Annotated in this window: 15 protein-coding genes and 4 tRNA genes; 5 read left to right on the top strand and 14 right to left on the bottom strand. The window is 59.4% G+C overall.

Going from position 1 to position 20,929, the window contains the following annotated elements:
• Positions 1–96 precede the first annotated feature (96 nt).
• A complete protein-coding gene (locus HX790_RS17670; protein WP_099548313.1) occupies positions 97–987 on the top strand; it encodes a LysR family transcriptional regulator in 891 nt (296 codons plus the stop codon).
• Between the two features lie 67 nt (positions 988–1,054).
• Positions 1,055–4,363 (top strand): EAL domain-containing protein, encoded by a 3,309-nt coding sequence (locus HX790_RS17665; RefSeq protein WP_017138735.1) that lies wholly within the window; start codon positions 1,055–1,057, stop codon positions 4,361–4,363.
• Here HX790_RS17665 and HX790_RS17660 read toward each other — a convergent pair.
• The 13 genes from HX790_RS17660 to uvrB form a co-directional block, all read right to left on the bottom strand.
• Positions 4,349–6,262: a hypothetical protein gene (locus HX790_RS17660; RefSeq protein WP_256349288.1), complete on the bottom strand. Its 1,914-nt coding sequence runs from the start codon at positions 6,260–6,262 to the stop codon at positions 4,349–4,351. The two genes, HX790_RS17665 and HX790_RS17660, sit on opposite strands and share 15 nt — an antisense overlap.
• Positions 6,263–6,439: 177 nt before the next feature.
• Positions 6,440–7,462, bottom strand: a complete 1,023-nt coding sequence (locus HX790_RS17655) for a hypothetical protein (protein ID WP_244973010.1) — start codon at positions 7,460–7,462, stop codon at positions 6,440–6,442.
• A gap of 90 nt (positions 7,463–7,552) precedes the next feature.
• The gene (locus HX790_RS17650; protein WP_176991847.1) at positions 7,553–8,530 is read right to left on the bottom strand and encodes a hypothetical protein; all 978 of its coding nucleotides are present in this window, start codon (positions 8,528–8,530) and stop codon (positions 7,553–7,555) included.
• 572 nt (positions 8,531–9,102) lie between these two features.
• Complete coding sequence (locus HX790_RS17645) at positions 9,103–10,062, bottom strand: tRNA-dihydrouridine synthase (protein ID WP_017138731.1); 960 nt, start codon at positions 10,060–10,062, stop codon at positions 9,103–9,105.
• A 55-nt stretch (positions 10,063–10,117) separates the two neighbouring features.
• The gene (locus HX790_RS17640; RefSeq protein ID WP_017138730.1) at positions 10,118–10,552 is read right to left on the bottom strand and encodes a thioesterase family protein; all 435 of its coding nucleotides are present in this window, start codon (positions 10,550–10,552) and stop codon (positions 10,118–10,120) included.
• Between the two features lie 37 nt (positions 10,553–10,589).
• Positions 10,590–11,423, bottom strand: coding sequence for an alpha/beta hydrolase (locus tag HX790_RS17635; protein ID WP_017138729.1), 834 nt, complete (start codon positions 11,421–11,423; stop codon positions 10,590–10,592).
• Positions 11,424–11,437: 14 nt separating this feature from the next.
• On the bottom strand, positions 11,438–11,977 hold the full coding sequence (locus tag HX790_RS17630; protein WP_017138728.1) for a TetR/AcrR family transcriptional regulator: 540 nt from the start codon (positions 11,975–11,977) through the stop codon (positions 11,438–11,440).
• Positions 11,978–12,160: 183 nt separating this feature from the next.
• Positions 12,161–12,236, bottom strand: a tRNA-Glu gene (locus tag HX790_RS17625).
• 79 nt (positions 12,237–12,315) lie between these two features.
• A tRNA-Ala gene (locus HX790_RS17620) sits at positions 12,316–12,391 on the bottom strand.
• Positions 12,392–12,441: 50 nt separating this feature from the next.
• Positions 12,442–12,517 (bottom strand) — tRNA-Glu (locus HX790_RS17615).
• A gap of 78 nt (positions 12,518–12,595) precedes the next feature.
• Positions 12,596–12,671, bottom strand: a tRNA-Ala gene (locus HX790_RS17610).
• A gap of 147 nt (positions 12,672–12,818) precedes the next feature.
• Positions 12,819–14,300, bottom strand: coding sequence for a glutamate--tRNA ligase (gene gltX / locus HX790_RS17605; protein WP_169988596.1), 1,482 nt, complete (start codon positions 14,298–14,300; stop codon positions 12,819–12,821).
• A gap of 190 nt (positions 14,301–14,490) precedes the next feature.
• Positions 14,491–16,506, bottom strand: a complete 2,016-nt coding sequence (gene uvrB / locus HX790_RS17600) for an excinuclease ABC subunit UvrB (RefSeq protein WP_176991846.1) — start codon at positions 16,504–16,506, stop codon at positions 14,491–14,493.
• Between the two features lie 343 nt (positions 16,507–16,849).
• Between uvrB and HX790_RS17595 the strand changes: the two genes are divergently transcribed.
• Together HX790_RS17595 and HX790_RS17590 are read left to right on the top strand one after the other, a co-directional pair.
• Positions 16,850–18,046, top strand: coding sequence for an amino acid aminotransferase (locus HX790_RS17595; protein ID WP_017138725.1), 1,197 nt, complete (start codon positions 16,850–16,852; stop codon positions 18,044–18,046).
• Between the two features lie 101 nt (positions 18,047–18,147).
• Positions 18,148–18,357, top strand: a complete 210-nt coding sequence (locus HX790_RS17590; protein ID WP_049712317.1) for a hypothetical protein — start codon at positions 18,148–18,150, stop codon at positions 18,355–18,357.
• 48 nt (positions 18,358–18,405) lie between these two features.
• Here the strand turns inward: HX790_RS17590 and HX790_RS17585 are convergent, their stop codons facing one another.
• On the bottom strand, positions 18,406–19,278 hold the full coding sequence (locus HX790_RS17585; protein ID WP_176991845.1) for a LysR family transcriptional regulator: 873 nt from the start codon (positions 19,276–19,278) through the stop codon (positions 18,406–18,408).
• A 190-nt stretch (positions 19,279–19,468) separates the two neighbouring features.
• Between HX790_RS17585 and HX790_RS17580 the strand changes: the two genes are divergently transcribed.
• Positions 19,469–20,860 carry an aldehyde dehydrogenase family protein gene (locus HX790_RS17580; protein ID WP_176991844.1) on the top strand — a complete coding sequence of 464 codons (1,392 nt, stop codon included), beginning with the start codon at positions 19,469–19,471 and terminating at the stop codon, positions 20,858–20,860.
• Positions 20,861–20,929 lie beyond the last annotated feature (69 nt).

Raw genomic sequence — 20,929 nt, 5'->3', positions numbered from 1 at the left:
ATAACCCTTTGGCTTGTGAGGCTGATGGTATGGCGCTACATTAAATAACTCAAATTCATATTTTTTATGCTTTGGATTACCAACTGGAATACCACCATGGACCTGGCCAACCTCAACGCCTTTATCGCTATCGCCGAGACCGGCAGCTTTTCCGGCGCCGGTGATCGCCTGCACCTGACCCAGCCTGCGATCAGCAAACGCATCGCCGGGCTGGAACAACAATTAAAGGTGCGCCTGTTCGATCGCCTGGGCCGTGAAGTCGGCCTGACCGAAGCCGGGCGCGCCCTGCTGCCACGCGCTTATCAGATTTTGAATGTGCTGGACGATACACGCCGGGCGCTCACCAACCTGACCGGCGAAGTCAGCGGCCGGCTGACATTGGCCACCAGCCATCACATCGGCCTGCACCGCCTGCCGCCCATTCTGCGCACCTTTACCCGGCAATATCCCAATGTGGCACTGGATATTCAGTTCCTTGATTCGGAAGTGGCCTACGAAGAAATCCTCCATGGCCGTGCCGAAGTGGCGGTCATCACCCTGGCACCTGAACCGCACAACCTGGTGCGCGCCACGCCGGTGTGGGACGACCCGCTGGACTTCGTGGTGGCGCCGGAACACAGCTTGACCGGCAACGGCACGGTCAGCCTTGCCGACATTGCCAAACACCCGGCGGTCTTTCCCGGCGGCAACACCTTTACCCACCATATCGTCAGACGGCTGTTCGAGGCCCAGGGCCTCACGCCCAACATCGCCATGAGCACCAACTACCTGGAAACCATCAAGATGATGGTCTCCATCGGCCTGGCCTGGAGCGTTTTGCCGCGCACCATGCTCGATGATCAGGTGGCAAGTATCGCTTTGCCGGGCATACAACTCAGTCGCCAGCTAGGCTATATCGTGCACACCGAAAGGACGCTGTCGAACGCTGCGCGGGCTTTCATGAGCCTATTGGATGCACAGGTCGATCTGCCAGGGATACCGGCATGAAGCTGTGCGGCCCATAAAGCCTGAATAATCCCGCGCCGAACGCCCATTGAGCCAAGGCCCATTGATAATGCGCAACCCCGTCGATTCCGTACCGCCCCTGCCGCGCATTTACGCCTTGGACCCTCAAGAGGCGGAACAAAGCTGGGAAAGTGCTCCACAATTGCTGGCGGCCCTCAATGCTGCCCGCCTTGGCGCGTGGTGCTGGGAAATCGATACGGGCAGGATCAGCTGGTCACGCGGCACCCAGGCGTTGTTTGGCTACGACCCTCGGCAACCCTTGCCCAAAGACCTCGACTACCTGGACCTGCTGGCGCCGCAGGACCGCGCCCGGGTGGTGCGCGCGTTTCATGCGGTGCTGGCGGGCGAGCCGTTCGAGCAGGCCATGCACCACCACATCCAATGGCCGGATGGCAGCCATCACTGGCTGGAAATCAACGGCAGCCTGGCGCCGGACAAAACCGGCCGGCGCCGCATGATCGGGGTAATTCGCGAAACCACCCGCCAGCGCGAGCGCGAACACGCCCTCATGCAATCGGAAAAACGCTTCGCCACGCTGTTTCACCTGTGCCCCAACATGGTGTTGCTCACCCGCCAGTCCGACGGCCGCATCAGCGAAGCCAACCAGTACTTCGAGATTCACTTTGGCTGGCCCGTTGCCGAGGCCATCGGCCGCACCACCCTGGAGCTGGGCCTGTGGCGCCACCCCGAGGAGCGCGCGCTGCTGGTCAAGGCCACCCAGCGCAAGGGCGAGCCGATCACCATGGACGTGCAGTTCTGCGCCAGCAACGGCCAGATTCACGATGGCACCCTCAGCGCGCAAAAGGTCGAGCTTGAGGGCGAGGCTTACCTGATCAGCACCTTTCTTGACACCACCGACCGCAAGAACGCCGAGCAGGCCCTCAAGGACAGCCAGGAGCGCCTCGACCTGGCCCTGGATTCGGCGCAACTGGGCACCTGGGACTGGCATATCCCCACCGGCATGCTCTACGGCTCGGCCCGCGCCGCCCAATTGCACGGCCTGCCGCCCGAACCGTTCCACGAAGCCTTCGATGCGTTTTTTGAAGGCATGTCCGATGCCGACCGCGAGGGCATGCGCAACGCCTACCGCAGCCTGCGCGAAGGCCCGGACGGCAACTATCAGTTGACCTACCGCGTGGAAATGGAAGATGGCAGCCCGCGCTATCTGGAAAGCCGTGCACGCCTGTATCGCGATGACGCCGGCAAGCCGCTGCGCATGGCCGGCACCTTGCTCGATATCACCGACCAGGTTGAACGCGAACAACGCCTGACCGCCTCCGAGGAAAAATTCGCCAGCCTGTTCCAGGCCAGCCCCGACCCAATCTGCGTAACCTGCCTGGACAGCGGCGTGTTTATCGAGATCAACCCGGCCTTTACCCAGACCTTCGGCTGGACCGCTGCCGACGTCATCGGCAACAGCGCCGAGCAGATCGGCCTGTGGGACGATTCGAGCCAGCGCCTGCAACGCATTGAGCAGGTGATCCGCGAACAATCGTTGAGCAATGTGGCCCTGGTGGTGCATCACCAGAACGGCCACAGCCTGACCTGCGTGATTTCCAGCCGGTTGATCAAGGTCGGTGACCAACCCTGCATTGTCACGACGTTGCGCGATATCACCCAGCAACAGCGCTCGGAAGCCGCGCTCAAGGCCAGTGAAGAGAAGTTCGCCAAGGCCTTTCACTCCAGCCCTGACGCGATTTCCATTACCGAGCGCGACACCGGCCGTTACGTCGAGGTCAACGACGGCTTCTGCCGCCTGACCGGCTACCGCGCCGAAGAAGCCATCGGCCTCACGCTCTACCAGATCGGCATCTGGGCCGATGAAAACCAGCGCGCGGCATTGTTGGCCGAACTGCAGATCAAGGGCCGCATTCATCACCTGGAAATGCTCTGGCACAACAAGCGCGGTGAAGTGTTGGCGGTGGAAGTCTCGGTCGAACCCATCACCCTCAATGAAACCCCGTGCCTGCTGTTGACTGCACGGGATGTGAGCCTGTTGAAAAACGCCCAGGCGCAGATTCGTCACCTGGCCTACCACGACCCTCTGACCAACCTGCCCAACCGCGCGCTGCTGATGGACCGTCTCAGTCAGCAGATCGCCCTGCTCAAACGCCATAACCTGCGCGGCGCGTTATTGTTCCTCGACCTTGACCACTTCAAGCACATCAATGATTCCCTCGGTCACCCGGTGGGCGACACCGTGCTGAAAATAGTCACTGCACGGCTGGAAGCCAGCGTGCGCCTGGAAGACACCGTGGCGCGCCTGGGCGGCGATGAATTCGTGGTGTTGCTCAGTGGCCTGGAAGGCACACGTACAGCGGTCAGCGGCCAAGTACAAGTATTGGCCGACACGCTGCGCGAACTGCTGTCGGAGCCGATGTTCCTGGATGGCCACCGCTTGCAGGTCACACCGAGCATCGGCGTGGCGCTTATACCCGATCATGGCTCCACACCGGCCGACCTGCTCAAGCGCGCCGATATTGCGCTGTATCGCGCCAAGGACTCGGGGCGCAACACCACGCAAATGTTCCACAACAGCATGCAGAAAACCGCCAGTGAGCGTCTGCGCATGGAGACCGACCTGCGCCTGGCGCTGTCACGCGGTGAGTTCAGCGTGCATTACCAACCCCAGGTGGATGCACGCGGCAACAAAATTGTCGGCGCCGAGGCGCTGGTGCGCTGGCAGCACCCACAATTGGGCGCGCAGTCACCCACCGAATTTATCAAGGTACTGGAAGACAGCGGCCTGATCCTGGAGGTCGGCACCTGGATTCTCGATGAGGCCTGCGGCGCCTTTGCGCAGCTGATTGCCGAGGGCCTGGTAGACCCGCTAAATTTCAGCCTGTGCGTGAATATCAGCCCCCGGCAGTTTCGCCAGAACGACTTTGTGGAGCGGGTAGAACACAGCCTCAAACAGCATCATCTGCCCTGCAGCCTGTTAAAGCTGGAGATCACCGAAGGCATCGTCATCCAGAACCTGGACGACACCGTGGCCAAGATGCGCCGCCTGAAAAAGCTCGGCGTGAGCTTTGCCATGGATGACTTCGGCACCGGCTATTCGTCGCTGACTTATCTCAAACGCCTGCCGGTGGATGCGCTGAAGATCGACCAGTCCTTCGTGCGCGATGCCACCCATGACCCCAACGACGCGGAAATCATCCGCGCCATCGTGGCCATGGCCCGCAGCCTCAACCTTGATGTAATTGCCGAGGGCGTGGAAACGCCGGAGCAACTGGCGTTCCTGCAAAAGCTGGGGTGCCATTTGTTCCAAGGGTATTTGCACAGCCGGCCGTTGCCGATCAAGGCGTTCAGGCAGTTACTGGTCCAACCGCCCTCACCCGGTCTACACCAGTTTTAACGCGTGAGCGCCTTTCTCCCAGTCCGAACCGGCCAATTTTATTGTTGACCCATAAAAATCGATAATTCCGTCAAAAACGCCTACGGAGTGGCCATGATTGGCAAGAGTGCCCGCAACGCCACTGGCCAATTCCTCGGCAGTGCTGCTACGCGTGAAGGCATACAAGCCAAGGCGCCGAAGTGCTTCGCCAGGGGTTTCTCTATCATTGAGCGTCCCCATGGCGGCCTCAAAACTCGCTTCAGCCCGAAACTCGTGATTTTCCATTTGCGCGCGCTTTGCGCTCACCGCGAACATGAAAATCGCGTCGTGCAAAAGACCTTTATCTTCACCGAAGAAGTGCGAACCTTTTTGCGCTTTTTTCAACTCATCGTGGGTCAGGTGTACCGTGCATGAGTCACGCATGGTCACGGTATAACCCTCGGGTGTCTCAATAATGCGTTTATAAATGCCCTGGGGATTTTGACCGTACTTCATCATCGCGGCCTTGATCGCAGAGACGGTGACGCAGTTGAGTTCTGAACCTTGATAGAACCCACTCCAGATATTGTCAGGCTTGACGCCCACCTGACGACTGGAGAGGTTTGAAATGTTCCCGCCCGGTGGCGCCGACGAAGTGTTCGACGGCTGCATGGCGAGCATATAGCCATAGTCTTTGACAACAGGCTGTTGTTTTCCCGACGAGTATTTGATGCCATCCAGTACAAACTCACCAGCGTAATTATCCAAGACGGCAACGGCGCCTTTTTTCAACATTTTTTCGGGTTCGACAATGCGCAGGAAACCGATCATCCCCATCCCTTTTAATGCCCGGTACACCGTATCATTAAGCATGACTGCGGATAACGCGCGCTCGAAGCTCCCCTGTTTATCAGGGTCCGTACTGGACAGTTGCACACGTTTTACATAGGCCGCCAAGATGAAATTGGCATCCATCACAATACCGCCGTCACCGCCGGTAAACCGCGAGACCCCGGCCGTGCGACTCAATTCTTCTTTGGACAGATGTAAAGAAAAACCGTCCTTCATGGTGATGTCATAGCCCTCTGCGGCCGCCACGACCTTGTCGAACACATCCTGCGGACTTTGACCAAACCTCATCATCATCATTTTGATCACTGACGCATGCCGACGGGTATCGCCCTCACCGAACCGTCGTTCAGCGACGTCAAAACTTCTTACCATATCGACAGGTTTCTGCCCCTTTGCTCGAACAGGGATGTCGGAAGACAAATCGCTCATTGGCGGCACGCCGGGGTCGGAGGGGCTCTGAGGCTGAGCGCTGGCACTCAAACCAGAGGCATTACCCTGCACCTCAACGGACGTATTGTGATTAACCAGCACGTAGACATAGGGACGCTCGACAGGTCGCTGGCCCCCATATTCATGGCTCACGCCCCCATAGACCAGGGCACCGCCAAATGTATGGGTTTGCATGACGCCGACCCCGCTGCCTGCCAACTGCGCCGACGGTACTTGGCGTAAAAAACCGGCCATGCCCAGGCCCTTGAGCACATTATAAGTCGTCTCACCACGCAACGAATTTGATAATGCACTCTTAAACCCCTGATTATTACCTGCCTGAACGCCCATTAGTTGTTTACGTTTAACAAACACAGCCAATGCAAAGTTCGCATCACTGATCGCCGCCGGGTCATGTCCAACAATTCTTGAGCCGGCGGCTGTTTGCCGTAACTCGAGATCGGACACTTGAACTTTGTTGCCATCTCTAAGCGTGACCTCATACCCCTGCTCGGCACGCTTGACCTGCGTAAACAAGTCCGAAGGGCGTTGACCAAAAGTAACCATCATCATTTTGATAACCGCTAAGTGAGCACTGGCGTCATAGTCCTCACCAAAGCGTCTTTGAGGGGCATTGAATGCGTTGACAACGTCCAGCAATTTAACGTCTGTGGAGTGTGAGATCGGCCCTGTAAAAGGCAGGGAATGTACGGGTGTTGAACGAGGAGAGAGGTTAAGCCTGGCTACGTCCACAAAAATGACTCCTGCAGTCTGTCAATCAATACACGTTGAGAAGAAGAGTTAAATCAATGAGTTGCGATAAGTAGAAAGTTACGGTCAACGCTTATCTTTTATTACCTGATCATTCGCGCCCAGCGAGGCCAGGCCTTGACAGCAAGGAGTGCGCTTGAGTGCCACAGCCTCCCCTCGCCGAGGCTCAGCCCCGGGCCGCCCCCAAATCTCTTCAAGGCCATTGATGACTGCTACCGAGTGCCCCCGCCGATTACTCACGCCCACGTGACCTTCGGCAAGCTCACGCACGCTGACGTTTTTCATATAGTGAATTAGCCCTAACCGCAGGAAGCCCTCGCCAGGCTTTTCCTCATCCTCACCATCATTCAAACTCTCCACACCCGCGTCAAAGCTCTCACCCGCCGTTGTGTCGTTGTTCTCCTCATGTGCACGCTTGGCACTGACGGCAAACAAAAAGTGCGCATCCTTGAGCATGCCTTTATCGGGGCCGATGAACTGCGAAGCGCGCGAGGCGACTGCCAACTCTCGGTCGGTCAATGTGAGCGTGTAATTGTCGCGCATCGTTACCCGATAACCACCGTCCAGCCGCCTGACTTCGCGGTAGATGTCTGTCGGGCTTTGACCGAATGTGTGCATCGCAGCCTTGATCGTCGCTACCGTGGCACAGTTACCGCCTGGCCCCTGACGGAACCCACTCCAAATATTCAATGGCTTTGCGCCATTACGCTTATCGGACAAACCCGGGATATCGCCTCCATGCGCCTGCGCAGGCACGCAAGTCAGCACGGGCGCCGAGTCAGCTGGCGCGGCACGCCTCACCGCCTGGGGATTCACTTGGGGTTGTGGGGGCACATCGGGAAAGACCTTAGCCTTTGGCTGCGAGGGACCACTGGCCACTTGCGCTAAAAATGCGGCAACCCTGTCCACCAGGCTTTGAGCCCTTTGTTGCCCAGGCCTATCACTGGGCACCGGCACCGAGTTCCACCGCGAACCGGCATGTTTTGGCGCGTAAAAGGACGCGCGCTCATTGGGTGCGCCATGCAAATCCATGCTTGGCAGCTGACGCACATCTGGGTAAGCGATGTTATCAATTCGGTAATACACCATGACTTGCTCCACGTTTTTCAAACGGTTCCCCGAACCTTGGGCCCGGGGAAACGCGGCGTTATCGGCGAAGTAAAAACACCCTGGCGGGTGTCAGTTCCTCAGCCGGGAGCGGCTGGAGAAGCCCTGGTCCCAACGATCATTCTCATTTTCAGCAGGGCCTGGGCTCGTGACGCCAACCTTGGGCTTAGTGAGTACCTCCAAGTCTTCCTGCGGGGTCTTCCTGGGCGAGCCTGGCACCTCACTATGGATGTGGCGCGGTTTGCTATGGCTGTCGTGGTCGTGGTCGTGGTCGTCAATCGGTGCCGGCGCTACAGGCGTGATAGGCGAAACCGTCTTGAGCGTCTCGCCAACAGTGGGGTGCGGCTCGGCAGGGCTGTCAGGCTTAAGGTTTATCCGCGTCCGAGGGCGGTGATCAACCGGTACACTTACACCGGTTGTTATTCCATCGCGCTCAACCAAGGTCTCGGGACAGTGGCAATGGTTGATATTGACCTCCACCTTGACCTGCGGTTTTGCCTGATTGGTTACGCTCACACCGGATTCGCGCATCGGATGTGAAACACGGCTCCCGAGGACTGGTTGCGCTGCTGGATGCGAATCCTCATCCGACTTCTCTTTTAGTTGATCCGCAACGTCCGAAATAACCTTGGACAGCGAGCCTGTTTGCAGCTTGCCTTTCAATTGAGACGCGGCAGCCGCAGCGTCCTTCAGCAGAGGTTGGGTGTGCACAGCCACGTCGTTCTGAGGGTATATACCTTGCGTGGTATTGGCTGTTGTATCGGTGTGAGGCATTAGGGCAACTGTTTCGGCCTTGCCCGAAAACATCTCACGCAGGGCGCTGACAAGTTGTTCAAACATATCAAACAGTTTCGTGAGCATGTTGGCATTATTCAACCCGTCACGCTGCAGAGCCGTGGAAAACTCAGTTCGGGGGGCGGGTGGAGTGTGCCCCAAACCAGCCCCGTGCAGGCCAACAGGCTTACCGACATTGGGTTCTTTCGAGACTGTCAGGTCAAGGGGCAACGTATCAGAGTTGATAGAGGGCGAATGGTTGATCGAAAAAGACATTAGCAATTTCCTAATTAAGCGCAGCCTGGGCAATTAAAACCCAGAACAGCGACAGTCATTATAAGTGCTGCAAGCAACAGCGCTGCTTCACAGACCCTACTTTTGTGAGGCGCGAGATTATTGAGTTCCAGAAATCGCGCTTCATATAAGGAAACCAAATCAACCTTTAGGACTTTTCCCCGTTGTTATTCACGAAAAACCGAGACGTCGCTCACCCCTACCCGCATAACAGCGGACACATGCACTTATAAACTGCCAAGGCTGCAATTAAGCGACATGATTAACTAACCAACAAAACGACAACGTGTGATACTCCGCACTCAATGAAACACCTGTCGCAACATTTATTACTTGATTAGAAAACGACTGACTATTTAGAACAACTCTGTATCAATTTCCAAACCCGGGTTGGCAGCGACTGTTGCTTTCCAGCGCTAAAAAAGCTTCCGACAGCGAAAAAACGCTACCTCTCAAGCTTGGCGAGCCTCCCCGGCAATACCTTTAAATGCAAAAATGCTCCGTATCTTTCAATACGGAGCATTTTTGAAACAAAGGCGGCTGTGATCGCTTCACTACGCCGGGTCGGGATGCTTCATACCCAGCAAGCGGCTGACCTGCTCCAACCCGGTTTCGCGGCGCAGCGCGGTAAACAACTCGACTGCCTCGGGGTAGTTGCGCGTGAGCATCGCCAGCCACTGCTTCAAACGGCCCGGCGCCTGCTTTTCGGTCAGTTGCACCACCGATTGGCGCCAGAACTCCTGGAGCATCGGCTGCATGTCTGCCCACGTCATCTCTACCACCTCTTCGCCTGCCTTCGCCGCCACAATCTGCCGCGCCAGGTCCGGGCGGGCCACCAGGCCACGGCCAAGCATGATGTCTTCGGCGCCGCTGACTTCGCGGCAACGCTTCCAGTCTTCGACGCTCCAGATATCGCCATTGGCAAACACCGGCACCTTGACCACGTCTTGCACCCGCGGAATCCACTCCCAATGGGCCGGCGGCTTGTAGCCATCGGTCTTGGTGCGCGCATGCACCACGATGTGCGCCGCGCCGCCTTCAGCCAGGGCCGTGGCGCACACCAACGCACCGTCGGGGCTGTCGAAGCCCAGGCGCATTTTCGCGGTGACCGGGATATGCGCCGGCACGGCGCGGCGCACGTGCTCGACGATCTGGTTGAGCAGCTCGGGCTCCTTGAGCAGTACCGCACCGCCACGGGATTTGTTGACGGTCTTGGCCGGGCAGCCGAAGTTCAGGTCGATCACCTCGGAACCCAATTCGCACGCCAGCGCAGCGTTTTCCGCCAGGCACACCGGGTCCGAGCCCAACAACTGCACGCGCAACGGCACGCCCGCTGCGGTGTGGGCACCGTGCAGCAGTTCGGGGGCGAGCTTGTGGAAATAGGCCGGGGTGAGCAGGCGGTCGTTGACGCGAATGAACTCGGTCACGCACCAGTCAATACCGCCCACGCGGGTCAACACGTCCCGAAGGATGTTGTCGACCAACCCCTCCATGGGCGCCAAAGCAATTTGCATGGGAAACACTCAACAAAAATCGTGGCGCAGTTTACTGGGTTTCCCACAGTAACCGTTAACCCCCTGTCAGCGCCGGGCCATAGCCATCGAGAAACTCGGCGGGCATGCGCTTGGGTTTGCCGCTGGACAGCTCGATGCAAACAAAGGTGGTTTGCGCACGCAGCAGGGTCGCACCATCGCTGGGGCGTACCAACTGGAAGCGCCGAGTCATCTTCAGCCGCTGGTCCCAGTCAACGATCCAGGTGGCCAATTGCAACTCGTCACCTTCATAACCAGCCGCCAGGTAGTCGATCTCATGGCGCACCACGGCCATGGCGCGGTCGAGCCGGCGATACTCGGCGAGGTCCAGCCCCAGACGCTGGGAGTGACGCCACGCACAACGCTCCAGCCAGGACACGTACACCGCATTATTGGCGTGCCCAAGGCCATCGATGTCTTCAGCGGCGACCTGCAGGTCGATGATAAACGGCGCTGCCAGATCCCAGCCCATGCCTTGCTCCAGTCGATGAATGTCGCCGGGCAGTGTATCAGGCGGTTTGCCGCTCCTGTAAACGACTGCCGGCCAACAGGGCCAACACACCCTCGATCACCCGTGGATCGGCCAGCACCCGCTGATGACCGCCCTGCTCCAGGCGCAGCAGGCGGCTGTCGAACCAAGCCTCATGAATGGCTTGCGAGGCTTTGACCGGGACGAACGTGTCGTCTTCAGCGTGCACGATCAACCCCGGCAGGTTCATCTGGTAGTGGGCCACATCCAGGTGCTTGAGCGGCATGCCGAAAGTCTGTTCGACCTCCTGGATAAACGCCGAGCGCGCACGCGGCGGCAAGCCCACCATGCGGGTAAAGCCACGCAGCACATCCAGGAAGCGCGAGGGCGCGGCAATGCTCACCAGCGCTTCAGTGCGCAACCCCAATTGCACCGCCAGCATCGCACTGGCGCCGCCCATGGAATGCCCGACCACCGCATGCAGCGGCGGCAATTCAGCGGCAGCATCGAGCATGGCGCGGGCAAACAGCAACACATGCGCTTCACGCCCCGGCGAGCGACCATGGGCCGGGCCATCCAGGGCTATTACCGAATAACCATTGTCCACCAACGCGGTGATCAAGCTGGCGAACTGCGTGGGGCGCCCTTCCCAACCGTGCATCAGCAATACTGCTGGGCCTTGGCCCCAGCACAACGCTGACAAGCCGAAACGCAAGGTGATGCGCTCCGATTGCGCCAGCAGCGGCAGCTCCCAATCTCGCGGCGGCAAGTTGCGCGGTGTCATGAAGGTGCGGCGCAATTTGCTGGCCACCGTTCGCGGCGCCAAACGGCCAACGGTGCCATGGAAACCACGAATCCAGGTTAATGCGCCCATCATGCGACTCCTTTTTAACGCACTGCCGACTTGGCGGCGCGCAACACGCGGTCGGACAATTCACCTGGGCCAAGCGCACGAGCCAGCGCCAGGCCGCCGATCATCAAGGCCATGTCGGCCAGGGCCTTGTCGGTGTCTTCGGGGCTGGCGGCCAGTTGGGCGGCCATCAATTCGGTGTGCTCGTTGAGCGCCAGGCGGAACTCGTCCGGCAGGCGGCTCATCTCGCCCACGGTGGCGGGGATCGGGCAGGCGTGGTCGGTGGAGTCGCGGTGCTTGCGCGACAGGTAGAACGCCGCCACCAGGCTTCTGCGCTCCTCTCCGGTCAGTTGCGCGTCCATGTCGTCGATCGACGCACGCCGCCGAGCCAGCAACTGGGTGAAGGCCTCCAGCATCAGCGCGTCCTTGCTTTCAAAGTGCGCGTAGAAACCGCCGACCGTGAGCCCGGCTGCGCCCATGACTTCGCCGACACTCGGCTCAGCCGGGCCGCGCTGGATCAACGCCGCGCTGGCAGCCTGCAAAATGCGTTCGCGGGTTTGCGCTTTTTTATCGCTCATCAGTGCCTCCGTCTCTCATGGGTTGAATATTATTACCATAATAATATTTAGCAAGCGACAGGCATGACCGCTGGTCAGGACAGAATAAGGGGCACTGAGAAGAGAATTGGCCAAACGCCAGACAAACAAAAGGGCCATTCAATAATTGAATGACCCTTAAAAATCCCGCAGAGCGGGTAATCGTGGCGTCCCCTAGGGGACTCGAACCCCTGTTACCGCCGTGAAAGGGCGGTGTCCTAGGCCACTAGACGAAGGGGACACAAACCTTCTATACACTGATCAGCGCTGAGAACTGATCGATTCAAGGACGGTGTGGCCAGAACCTTGAACCTGTAAATTGGTGGAGCTAAACGGGATCGAACCGTTGACCTCTTGCATGCCATGCAAGCGCTCTCCCAGCTGAGCTATAGCCCCGGATTTTTCGTCTCGCGACGCAGCAGACCTTTCGAGCTGCTTGTTGAAACTGGCGTCCCCTAGGGGACTCGAACCCCTGTTACCGCCGTGAAAGGGCGGTGTCCTAGGCCACTAGACGAAGGGGACAAAACCTTCTGTACAACCGATCAGAGCTGAGTTCTGATCAATTCAAGGACGGTGTGGCCAGACCTTGAACCTGTAAATTGGTGGAGCTAAACGGGATCGAACCGTTGACCTCTTGCATGCCATGCAAGCGCTCTCCCAGCTGAGCTATAGCCCCTCATCGGTGAGGACGGGGCGAATCTTAATGGCGGTTTGGAAGTGTGTCAAATTTATTTTCAACAATTTCCAAACTTTTTTGCCGGGATAACAATCACTTACCGGCGAAACCCCGGAAAACCGGGGTTTCGTCGTAACAACAGCCTGCTTAAGCGATAGCGCCCAGCAGCTTTTCCCACTCTTTGTTTTCTTTCTTCGACACACCCCCAAGCAAATCAAGGGCTTGGCGCAGACGGAAACGCGTAAGGTCCGGGCCGAGAATTTCCATCGCATCGAGCACCGACACCGAACTGGCCTGCCCGGTGATCGCGGCAAACATCAGCGGCATGGCATCGCGCAATTTCAATTCCAACGATTCCACCACTGCCTGGATTGTCGCGGTGATCGCCTCTTTCTCCCACTGACGCAGGCTTTCGAGCTTCCACAGGATCAACTGCATCAACTGGCGAACCTGATCACCGGAGAGCTTCTTGGACTCAAACAGCTTGGCGTCCGGGTTCACGCCACCGGCGAAGAAGAAGCTGGCCAGCGGTGCGACCTGGCTGAACGTCTCTACTCTGCCCTGCACCAGCGGCGCGATCTTCATCATGTACTCGGGGTTCAGCGCCCACTGCTGCACACGGCTGGCAAACTCTTCCACCGGCAAATCACGCAGCCACTGGCCGTTGAGCCACGACAGCTTCTCGATATCGAAGATCGGCCCGCCGAGGGAAACGCGCGACAGGTCGAAGTGGTCGACCATTTCCTGCAGCGAGAACTTCTCGCGCTCGTCCGGCATCGACCAGCCCATGCGGCCCAGGTAGTTGAGCATCGCCTCAGGCATAAAGCCCATGCGCTCATAGAACGTGACGGAGGTCGGGTTCTTGCGCTTGGACAACTTGCTCTTGTCCGGGTTACGCAGCAGCGGCATGTAGCACAGCTGCGGTTGCTCCCAACCGAAATACTCGTACAGCAGAATCAGTTTGGGCGCAGACGGCAGCCATTCTTCGCCGCGCAGCACGTGGGTGATGCCCATCAGGTGGTCGTCGACCACGTTGGCCAGGAAGTACGTCGGCAAGCCGTCGGTCTTCATCAGCACTTGCATGTCCATGCGGTCCCACGGGATCTCGACGTCACCGCGCAGCATGTCCGGCACCACGCACACGCCTTCGCTCGGCACTTTCATGCGGATCACGTGCGGCTCGCCGGCGGCCAGGCGCCGGGCCACTTCTTCCTTGGACAGCAGCAGCGCGCGGCCGTCGTAACGCGGGGTTTCACCACGGGCCTGTTGCTCGGCACGCATCTGGTCGAGTTCTTCGGCGGTGCAGAAGCACGGGAAGGCGTGGCCCATGTCGACCAGTTGCTGGGTGTACTGCTTGTAGATGTCGCTGCGCTCGCTCTGACGATACGGGCCGTGCGGGCCGCCGACGTCCGGGCCTTCAGCCCAGGTAATGCCCAACCAGCGCAAGGCATCGAAAATCTGCTGCTCCGACTCACGGGTGGAGCGCACCTGGTCGGTGTCTTCGATCCGCAGGATGAATTCACCGCCGTGCTGCTTGGCAAAGCAGTAGTTGAACAGGGCGATGTAGGCAGTACCGACGTGGGGATCCCCAGTAGGCGATGGCGCAATGCGCGTGCGGACGGTGGTCATGGCAGGTCTCGAATGGGCGATAAAACTGAAAATTGAAACAAGGGGCGAATGGTAACACCAGCGCGGGGGGTTCTGGCAGACCGAGGTGTCGCTATCGCAGGCAAGCCAGCTCCCACATTTTGACTGTGTTCACACATCAACTGTAGGAGCCGGGCTTGCCCGCGATGAGGCCAGACCGGCTAGCGAAAAATCAAACAGCCAACAGGCGCTCACGCAACTTGCCAATCTCATCGCGCGTTTGCGCCGCCGCCTCAAACTCAAGATCGCGCGCCAACTGGTACATCTTCTCTTCCAACTGCCGAATCCGCTTGGTGATCTCACTCGGCGAGCGCAGTTCGTTCTCGTACTTGGCGCTCTCCTCGGCCGCCTTGGCCATGCCCTTGCGCTTCTTGCTGCGCGAGCCCGGCACGGTGGCGCCTTCCATGATGTCGGCGACGTCCTTGAACACGCCCTTCGGGGTAATGCCATGCTCCAGGTTGAAAGCGATCTGCTTGTCCCGACGGCGCTCGGTCTCGCCGATCGCCCGCTCCATGGAGCCGGTGATGCGGTCGGCATACAGAATCGCGCGACCATTGAGGTTACGCGCGGCACGGCCAATGGTCTGGATCAACGAGCGCTCGGAGCGCAGGAAGCCCTCCTTGTCCGCATCCAGAATGGCCACCAGTGAGACCTCCGGCATGTCCAGGCCTTCGCGCAGCAAGTTAATGCCCACCAGCACGTCAAACACACCCAGGCGCAGGTCGCGGATGATCTCCACGCGCTCCACGGTGTCGATGTCCGAGTGCAAATAACGCACACGCACGCCGTGGTCGGCCAGGTAATCGGTCAAGTCTTCGGACATGCGTTTGGTCAGCGTGGTGACCAGCACGCGCTCTTCCAGGGCCACGCGCTTGGTGATTTCCGAGAGCAAGTCATCGACCTGGGTCAGCGCCGGGCGGATTTCAATCTGCGGGTCCACCAGCCCGGTCGGCCGCACCAACTGCTCAATCACACGGCCAGCATGTTCGGCTTCATAGTTGCCTGGGGTTGCAGACACGAAGATGGTCTGCGGGCTGATGGCCTCCCACTCGTCAAAACGCATCGGCCGGTTATCCAGTGCCGATGGCAGACGGAAGCCGTATTCCACCAACGTCTCTTTACGCGAACGGTCGCCCTTATACATGGCGCCGACCTGCGGCACGCTGACGTGGGATTCGTCGATCACCAGCAGCGCGTCGTCGGGCAAATAATCATAGAGCGTCGGCGGCGCGGCGCCGGCTTCGCGCCCCGACAGGTAGCGTGAGTAGTTTTCGATGCCGTTGCAGTAGCCCAGCTCCAGGATCATCTCCAAATCGAAGCGGGTGCGCTGCTCCAGGCGCTGGGCTTCCACCAGCTTGTTGTTGGCGCGCAGGTATTCCAGACGCTCTACCAGTTCGGCCTTGATGCCTTCGATCGCCCCCATCAGGGTTTCACGCGGCGTCACGTAGTGGCTTTTCGGATAGAAGGTGAAGCGCGGCAGTTTGCGGATCATCTCGCCGGTCAACGGGTCGAAGGCCGACAGGCTCTCGACTTCATCGTCGAACAGCTCAATGCGGATCGCTTCCAGGTCGGATTCGGCCGGGTAAATGTCGATCACATCGCCACGCACACGGAAGGTGGCACGGGCAAAATCCATGTCGTTGCGGGTGTACTGAAGGCTTGTCAGGCGGCGCAGCAGTTCGCGCTGGTCGAGTTTGTCGCCGCGATCGACGTGCAGCACCATTTTCAAATAGGTTTCCGGGCTGCCCAGGCCGTAGATGCACGACACCGTGGTGACGATGATTGCGTCCTTGCGCTCCAGCAACGCCTTGGTCGCCGACAACCGCATCTGCTCGATATGGTCGTTGATCGACGCATCCTTCTCGATAAAGGTGTCGGACGACGGCACATAGGCTTCGGGCTGGTAGTAGTCGTAGTAGGAGACGAAGTACTCCACCGCGTTGTTCGGAAAGAACGCCTTGAACTCACCGTACAACTGCGCGGCCAGGGTTTTGTTCGGCGCCAGCACCAGAGTCGGGCGGTTGATCTGCGCGATCACGTTGGCGATGCTGAAGGTCTTGCCTGAACCGGTCACCCCGAGCAGCGTCTGGTGCGCAAGGCCGGCTTCGATGCCTTCGACCATCTGGCGAATGGCTTCGGGCTGGTCGCCGGCGGGTTCAAAACGGGTGACGAGCTGGAAATCCGACATAACGTACCTCGTGAAGTCACCCCAGACTCGAAACCGCCAGGGACGAAATAGCTCAGCAACCCGCGAATAGTCTTCGCAGGTTGCAGGAAAAAACCATGATAGCTGTAGAAGTGGTGGCGAATGTGACGGGTTTCAAGGCAATCGTCCTACCTGCCGTCGCTGATCAATATTGCAATAAGACTAACGGTGGGCAAATAAACCGAAAAACTTGGCTTAAAAGCCGTTTCGGTTGTCGCCCTGAGCCTGGATGGCCTCTATACTAGCTCCCCGTTTGTGCACCGCTCTAGTGCATTCGGCTGGAGCGCGACACGTCCCTCCATTCCCCCATAGAGCTGCCGCAAAAATGAGCCTGTTCTCCGCTGTCGAAATGGCACCACGCGATCCAATCCTGGGCCTCAACGAAGCATTTAACGCCGATACACGAACCACCAAGGTCAACCTTGGCGTGGGCGTTTACTGCAACGAGGAGGGGAAGATTCCACTCTTGCGTGCCGTTGCCGAAGCGGAAGCCATTCGCGTGGCGCAACACGCCGCCCGTGGCTACCTGCCGATCGACGGTATCGTGGCGTACGACCAGGCTGTGCAAAAGCTGCTGTTCGGCGCTGAGTCGCCACTGCTGAGCGCCGGCCGCGTGATCACCGCCCAAGCGGTCGGCGGCACCGGCGCGCTTAAAATCGGCGCGGACTTCCTCAAGCAACTGCTGCCCAACGCCGTCGTCGCTATCAGCGACCCGAGCTGGGAAAACCACCAGGCACTGTTCGAAAAAGCCGGCTTCCCGGTGCAGACCTACCGCTACTACGACGCCGCCACCCACGACGTCAACCGTGCCGGCCTGCTCGAAGACCTCAACGCCCTGCCGCCACAGTCCATCGTGGTGCTGCACGCCTGCTGCCACAACCCGACCGGCGTTGACCTGAGCCCGGCCGACTGGCAAAACGTGCTGGACGTGATCAAGGCCAAGAACCTGGTGCCGTTCCTCGACATGGCCTACCAGGGCTTTGGCGATGGCATCCACGAAGACGCCGCTGCTGTGCGCCTGTTTGCTGAATCGGGCCTGACCTTCTTTGTCTCCAGCTCGTTCTCCAAGTCGTTCTCGCTGTACGGCGAACGCGTGGGCGCGCTGTCGATCGTCAGCGAATCCAAGGAAGAAAGCGCGCGCATCCTGTCCCAGGTCAAACGCGTTATCCGCACCAACTACTCCAACCCGCCGACCCACGGCGCGGCGATCGTGGCTGCGGTGCTGAACAACCCTGAGCTGCGCGCCCAGTGGGAAGCCGAACTGGCCGAGATGCGCCTGCGCATCCGCGGCATGCGCGAGCAGATGGTCGCCGAACTGGCCAAGGCTGCACCGGGCCACGACTTCAGCTTCGTCGGCCGCCAGCGTGGGATGTTCTCCTACTCCGGCCTGACCGTTGAGCAAGTCACCCGCCTGCGCACCGAGTTTGGTATCTACGCGCTCGACACCGGCCGCATCTGCGTGGCCGCGCTGAACCAGTCGAACATTGGTGCGGTCACTAAAGCGATTGTTCAGGTTCTATAAACCTGCCAGCGTCATACGAAGGGGGAAGCCAATGGCTTCCCCCTTTTTGTTGGCCAAGCCACTAGACTGAACACCGAACGCCCCCTTGCTGTGAGAGCCCTATGAGAAACGACGACCTGGACCTGCGCGCCGACCGCGACGAACTGCACGACTACACACCCCGTGCCCCACAAGCCAAGCGCCAGAAAAGTCTGGTGCTGCAAGTGGCGCTGGGTGTGTTTCTGGGTGGGTTGGCCTTGTGGCTGGTGCAGTTGGGCGCCACGGCACTGATGGCCAAGCTGGCCATGGGCACCCTGCAATTTGGCGGTTAAAAACACGATCACAATGTGGGAGCTGGCTTGCCTGCTCCCACACTGGCTCTACTTCGCCTGCAGACCGCGTTCCTCCAGCAATTTCACAAAGCTGTTCAAACTCTGCGACACCGTACCCCGGCGCCAGATCAGCCAGGTATTGAGCAGGCGAAACGCGTCGGTCAACGGCCACACACTCACCGTCGTAAACCCCGGCATGCTCTCCAGCATACTGCGCGGCATCAGCGCCAGGCCGGCACCGGCACTGACGCAGGCGAGCATGCCGTGGTACGACTCCATTTCGAAAATCTTGCCCGGCACCGCGCCATCCTGTGAAAACCAGCGTTCGAAGTGATGGCGATACGAGCAGTTCGAACGAAAGGTGTAGATGCTCTCCCCCGCCACATCCTGGCCCCGCGTGATCGGCGCATGGTGCAGCGGCGCAATCACCACCATCTCCTCCTCAAACACCGCCACGCCCTCCAGCGTGGCATGCAGCACCGGCCCATCGACAAACGCCGCCGCCAGGCGCCCCGACAACACGCCCTCGATCATCGTGCCCGACGGCCCGGTGCTCAGGTCCAGCTCGACCTTGGTGTGTTTCTGGTTATACGCCGCCAATAGCGCCGGAATGCGTACAGCCGCCGTACTCTCCAGCGAGCCAAGCGCAAACGCGCCCTGAGGCTCCTCCCCGGCCACGGTTGCGCGGGCCTCCTGCACCAAATCAAGAATGCGCCGCGCATAACCGAGGAAATTCCAGCCGGCTGGCGACAGGCGCAGGCGGCTTTTCTCACGGATAAACAACTCCACGCCCAAATCCTGCTCCAGTTGCTTGATGCGTGTGGTCAAGTTCGACGGCACGCGATGAATCAACTGCGCGGCGGCGCTGATGCTGCCTTGCTCGGCAACGGCCTTGAAGATTTCCAGCTGCACCAGATCCAAGTCATTCTCCAATCGTGAACGTATGTGAGCGTTCCCACGCTCTGCGTGGGAATGCCGCCAAGGACGCTCCGCGTCCAAAATCCAACATCCATTCTCAATTCGAGAACGTATCACTTAATATTATTCAGTTTCCAGAAAACATGCATCCCCGTAGGCTGACCCCATTCCACTCATTCAGCCGGACGGTGCCATGAACGCTATTACTCACCAGACCCACGCCTTGTCGATCAACCCCGCCAATGGCGAAATGGTCGCCAGCTACCCCTACGAAACCGCGGCGCAACTGGACGCCGCCCTAGACCGCGCCACTGACGCTTTCCGCAGCTGGCGCCGCCAGCCGGTGAGCCAACGCGCTGAACTGCTGCTGGCCCTGGCCGGTGCATTGCGCGAGCAAGCCGAAGACATGGCCCAGATGATCACCCTGGAAATGGGCAAACCCATCGCCCAGGCCCGCGCCGAAATCGAAAAATGTGCACAGCTCAGCGAGTGGTACGCCGCCCAAGGCCCAGCCATGCTCGCACCGGAACCGACCCTGGTGGACAACGGCAGCGCGCAGATCGAATATCGCCCGCTGGGCCTGATCTTCGCCGTCATGCCGTGGAACTTCCCGGTGTGGCAAGTACTGCGCGGCGCCGTGCCGACCTTGCTGGCCGGTAACACCTACGTGCTTAAACACGCGCCGAATGTGATGGGCAGCGCCTACCTGATCCAGCAGGCGTTCCAGAAAGCTGGTTTTGCCGAAGGTATTTTTGAAGTGGTCAACGTCACCAACGAGGGCGTATCCAAGGCCATCGCCGACCCACGCATCGCCGCCGTCACCCTCACTGGCAGCGTGCGCGCCGGTATCGCCATCGGCTCCCAAGCCGGTGCAGCGCTGAAAAAATGCGTGCTGGAATTGGGCGGCTCCGACCCGTTTATCGTGCTTAACGACGCCGACCTTGATGCCGCCGTGCAGGCCGCCGTGATCGGGCGCTTCCAGAACAGCGGCCAGGTCTGCGCCGCCGCCAAGCGCCTGATCATCGAAGCAGGTGTGGTGGAAGCTTTCACAGCCAAATTCCTTCAGGCCAGCCGCGCGCTGGTAATGGGCGACCCGACCTCGACCCACACTTACGTCGGCCCGATGGCCCGTTTCGACCTGCGCGACGAGCTGCATGGCCAAGTCCAAGCCACCCTGGAAGAAGGCGCGACCCTGCTGCTGGGCGGCAATAAAGTGCCCGGCGCCGGCAACTACTATGAGCCGACCGTACTGGCCAACGTCACCGACCAGATGACCTCGTTCAAACAGGAACTGTTCGGCCCCGTGGCCTCGATCATCACCGCCCGCGATGCTGACCACGCCTTGGCCCTGGCCAACGACAGCGAGTTCGGCTTGACCGCCAGTGTCTTCACCACCGACTCGGCGAAGGCACGGGATTTCACCAACCAACTGGAAACCGGCGCAGTATTCGTCAACTCGTTCAGCGTGTCAGACCCACGCGTGGCGTTTGGCGGCGTGAAAAAGAGTGGGTTTGGCCGCGAACTGTCGCACTTTGGTGTGCGTGAATTCTGCAACGCACAGACCGTGTGGCTGGATCGCAAATAAAACCGGCAACACCCTTCAACTGTGGGAGCTGGCTTGCCTGCGATAGCCATAGGTATCTACACAACCGGT

Origin of the sequence: Pseudomonas sp. IPO3747 (genome assembly GCF_013385245.1) — a bacterium.
GTDB classification, from domain to species: Bacteria; Pseudomonadota; Gammaproteobacteria; order Pseudomonadales; family Pseudomonadaceae; genus Aquipseudomonas; species Aquipseudomonas edaphica.
Note: the sequence above shows the minus strand (reverse complement) of the source record. Positions and strands in the feature narration are given on the sequence as shown.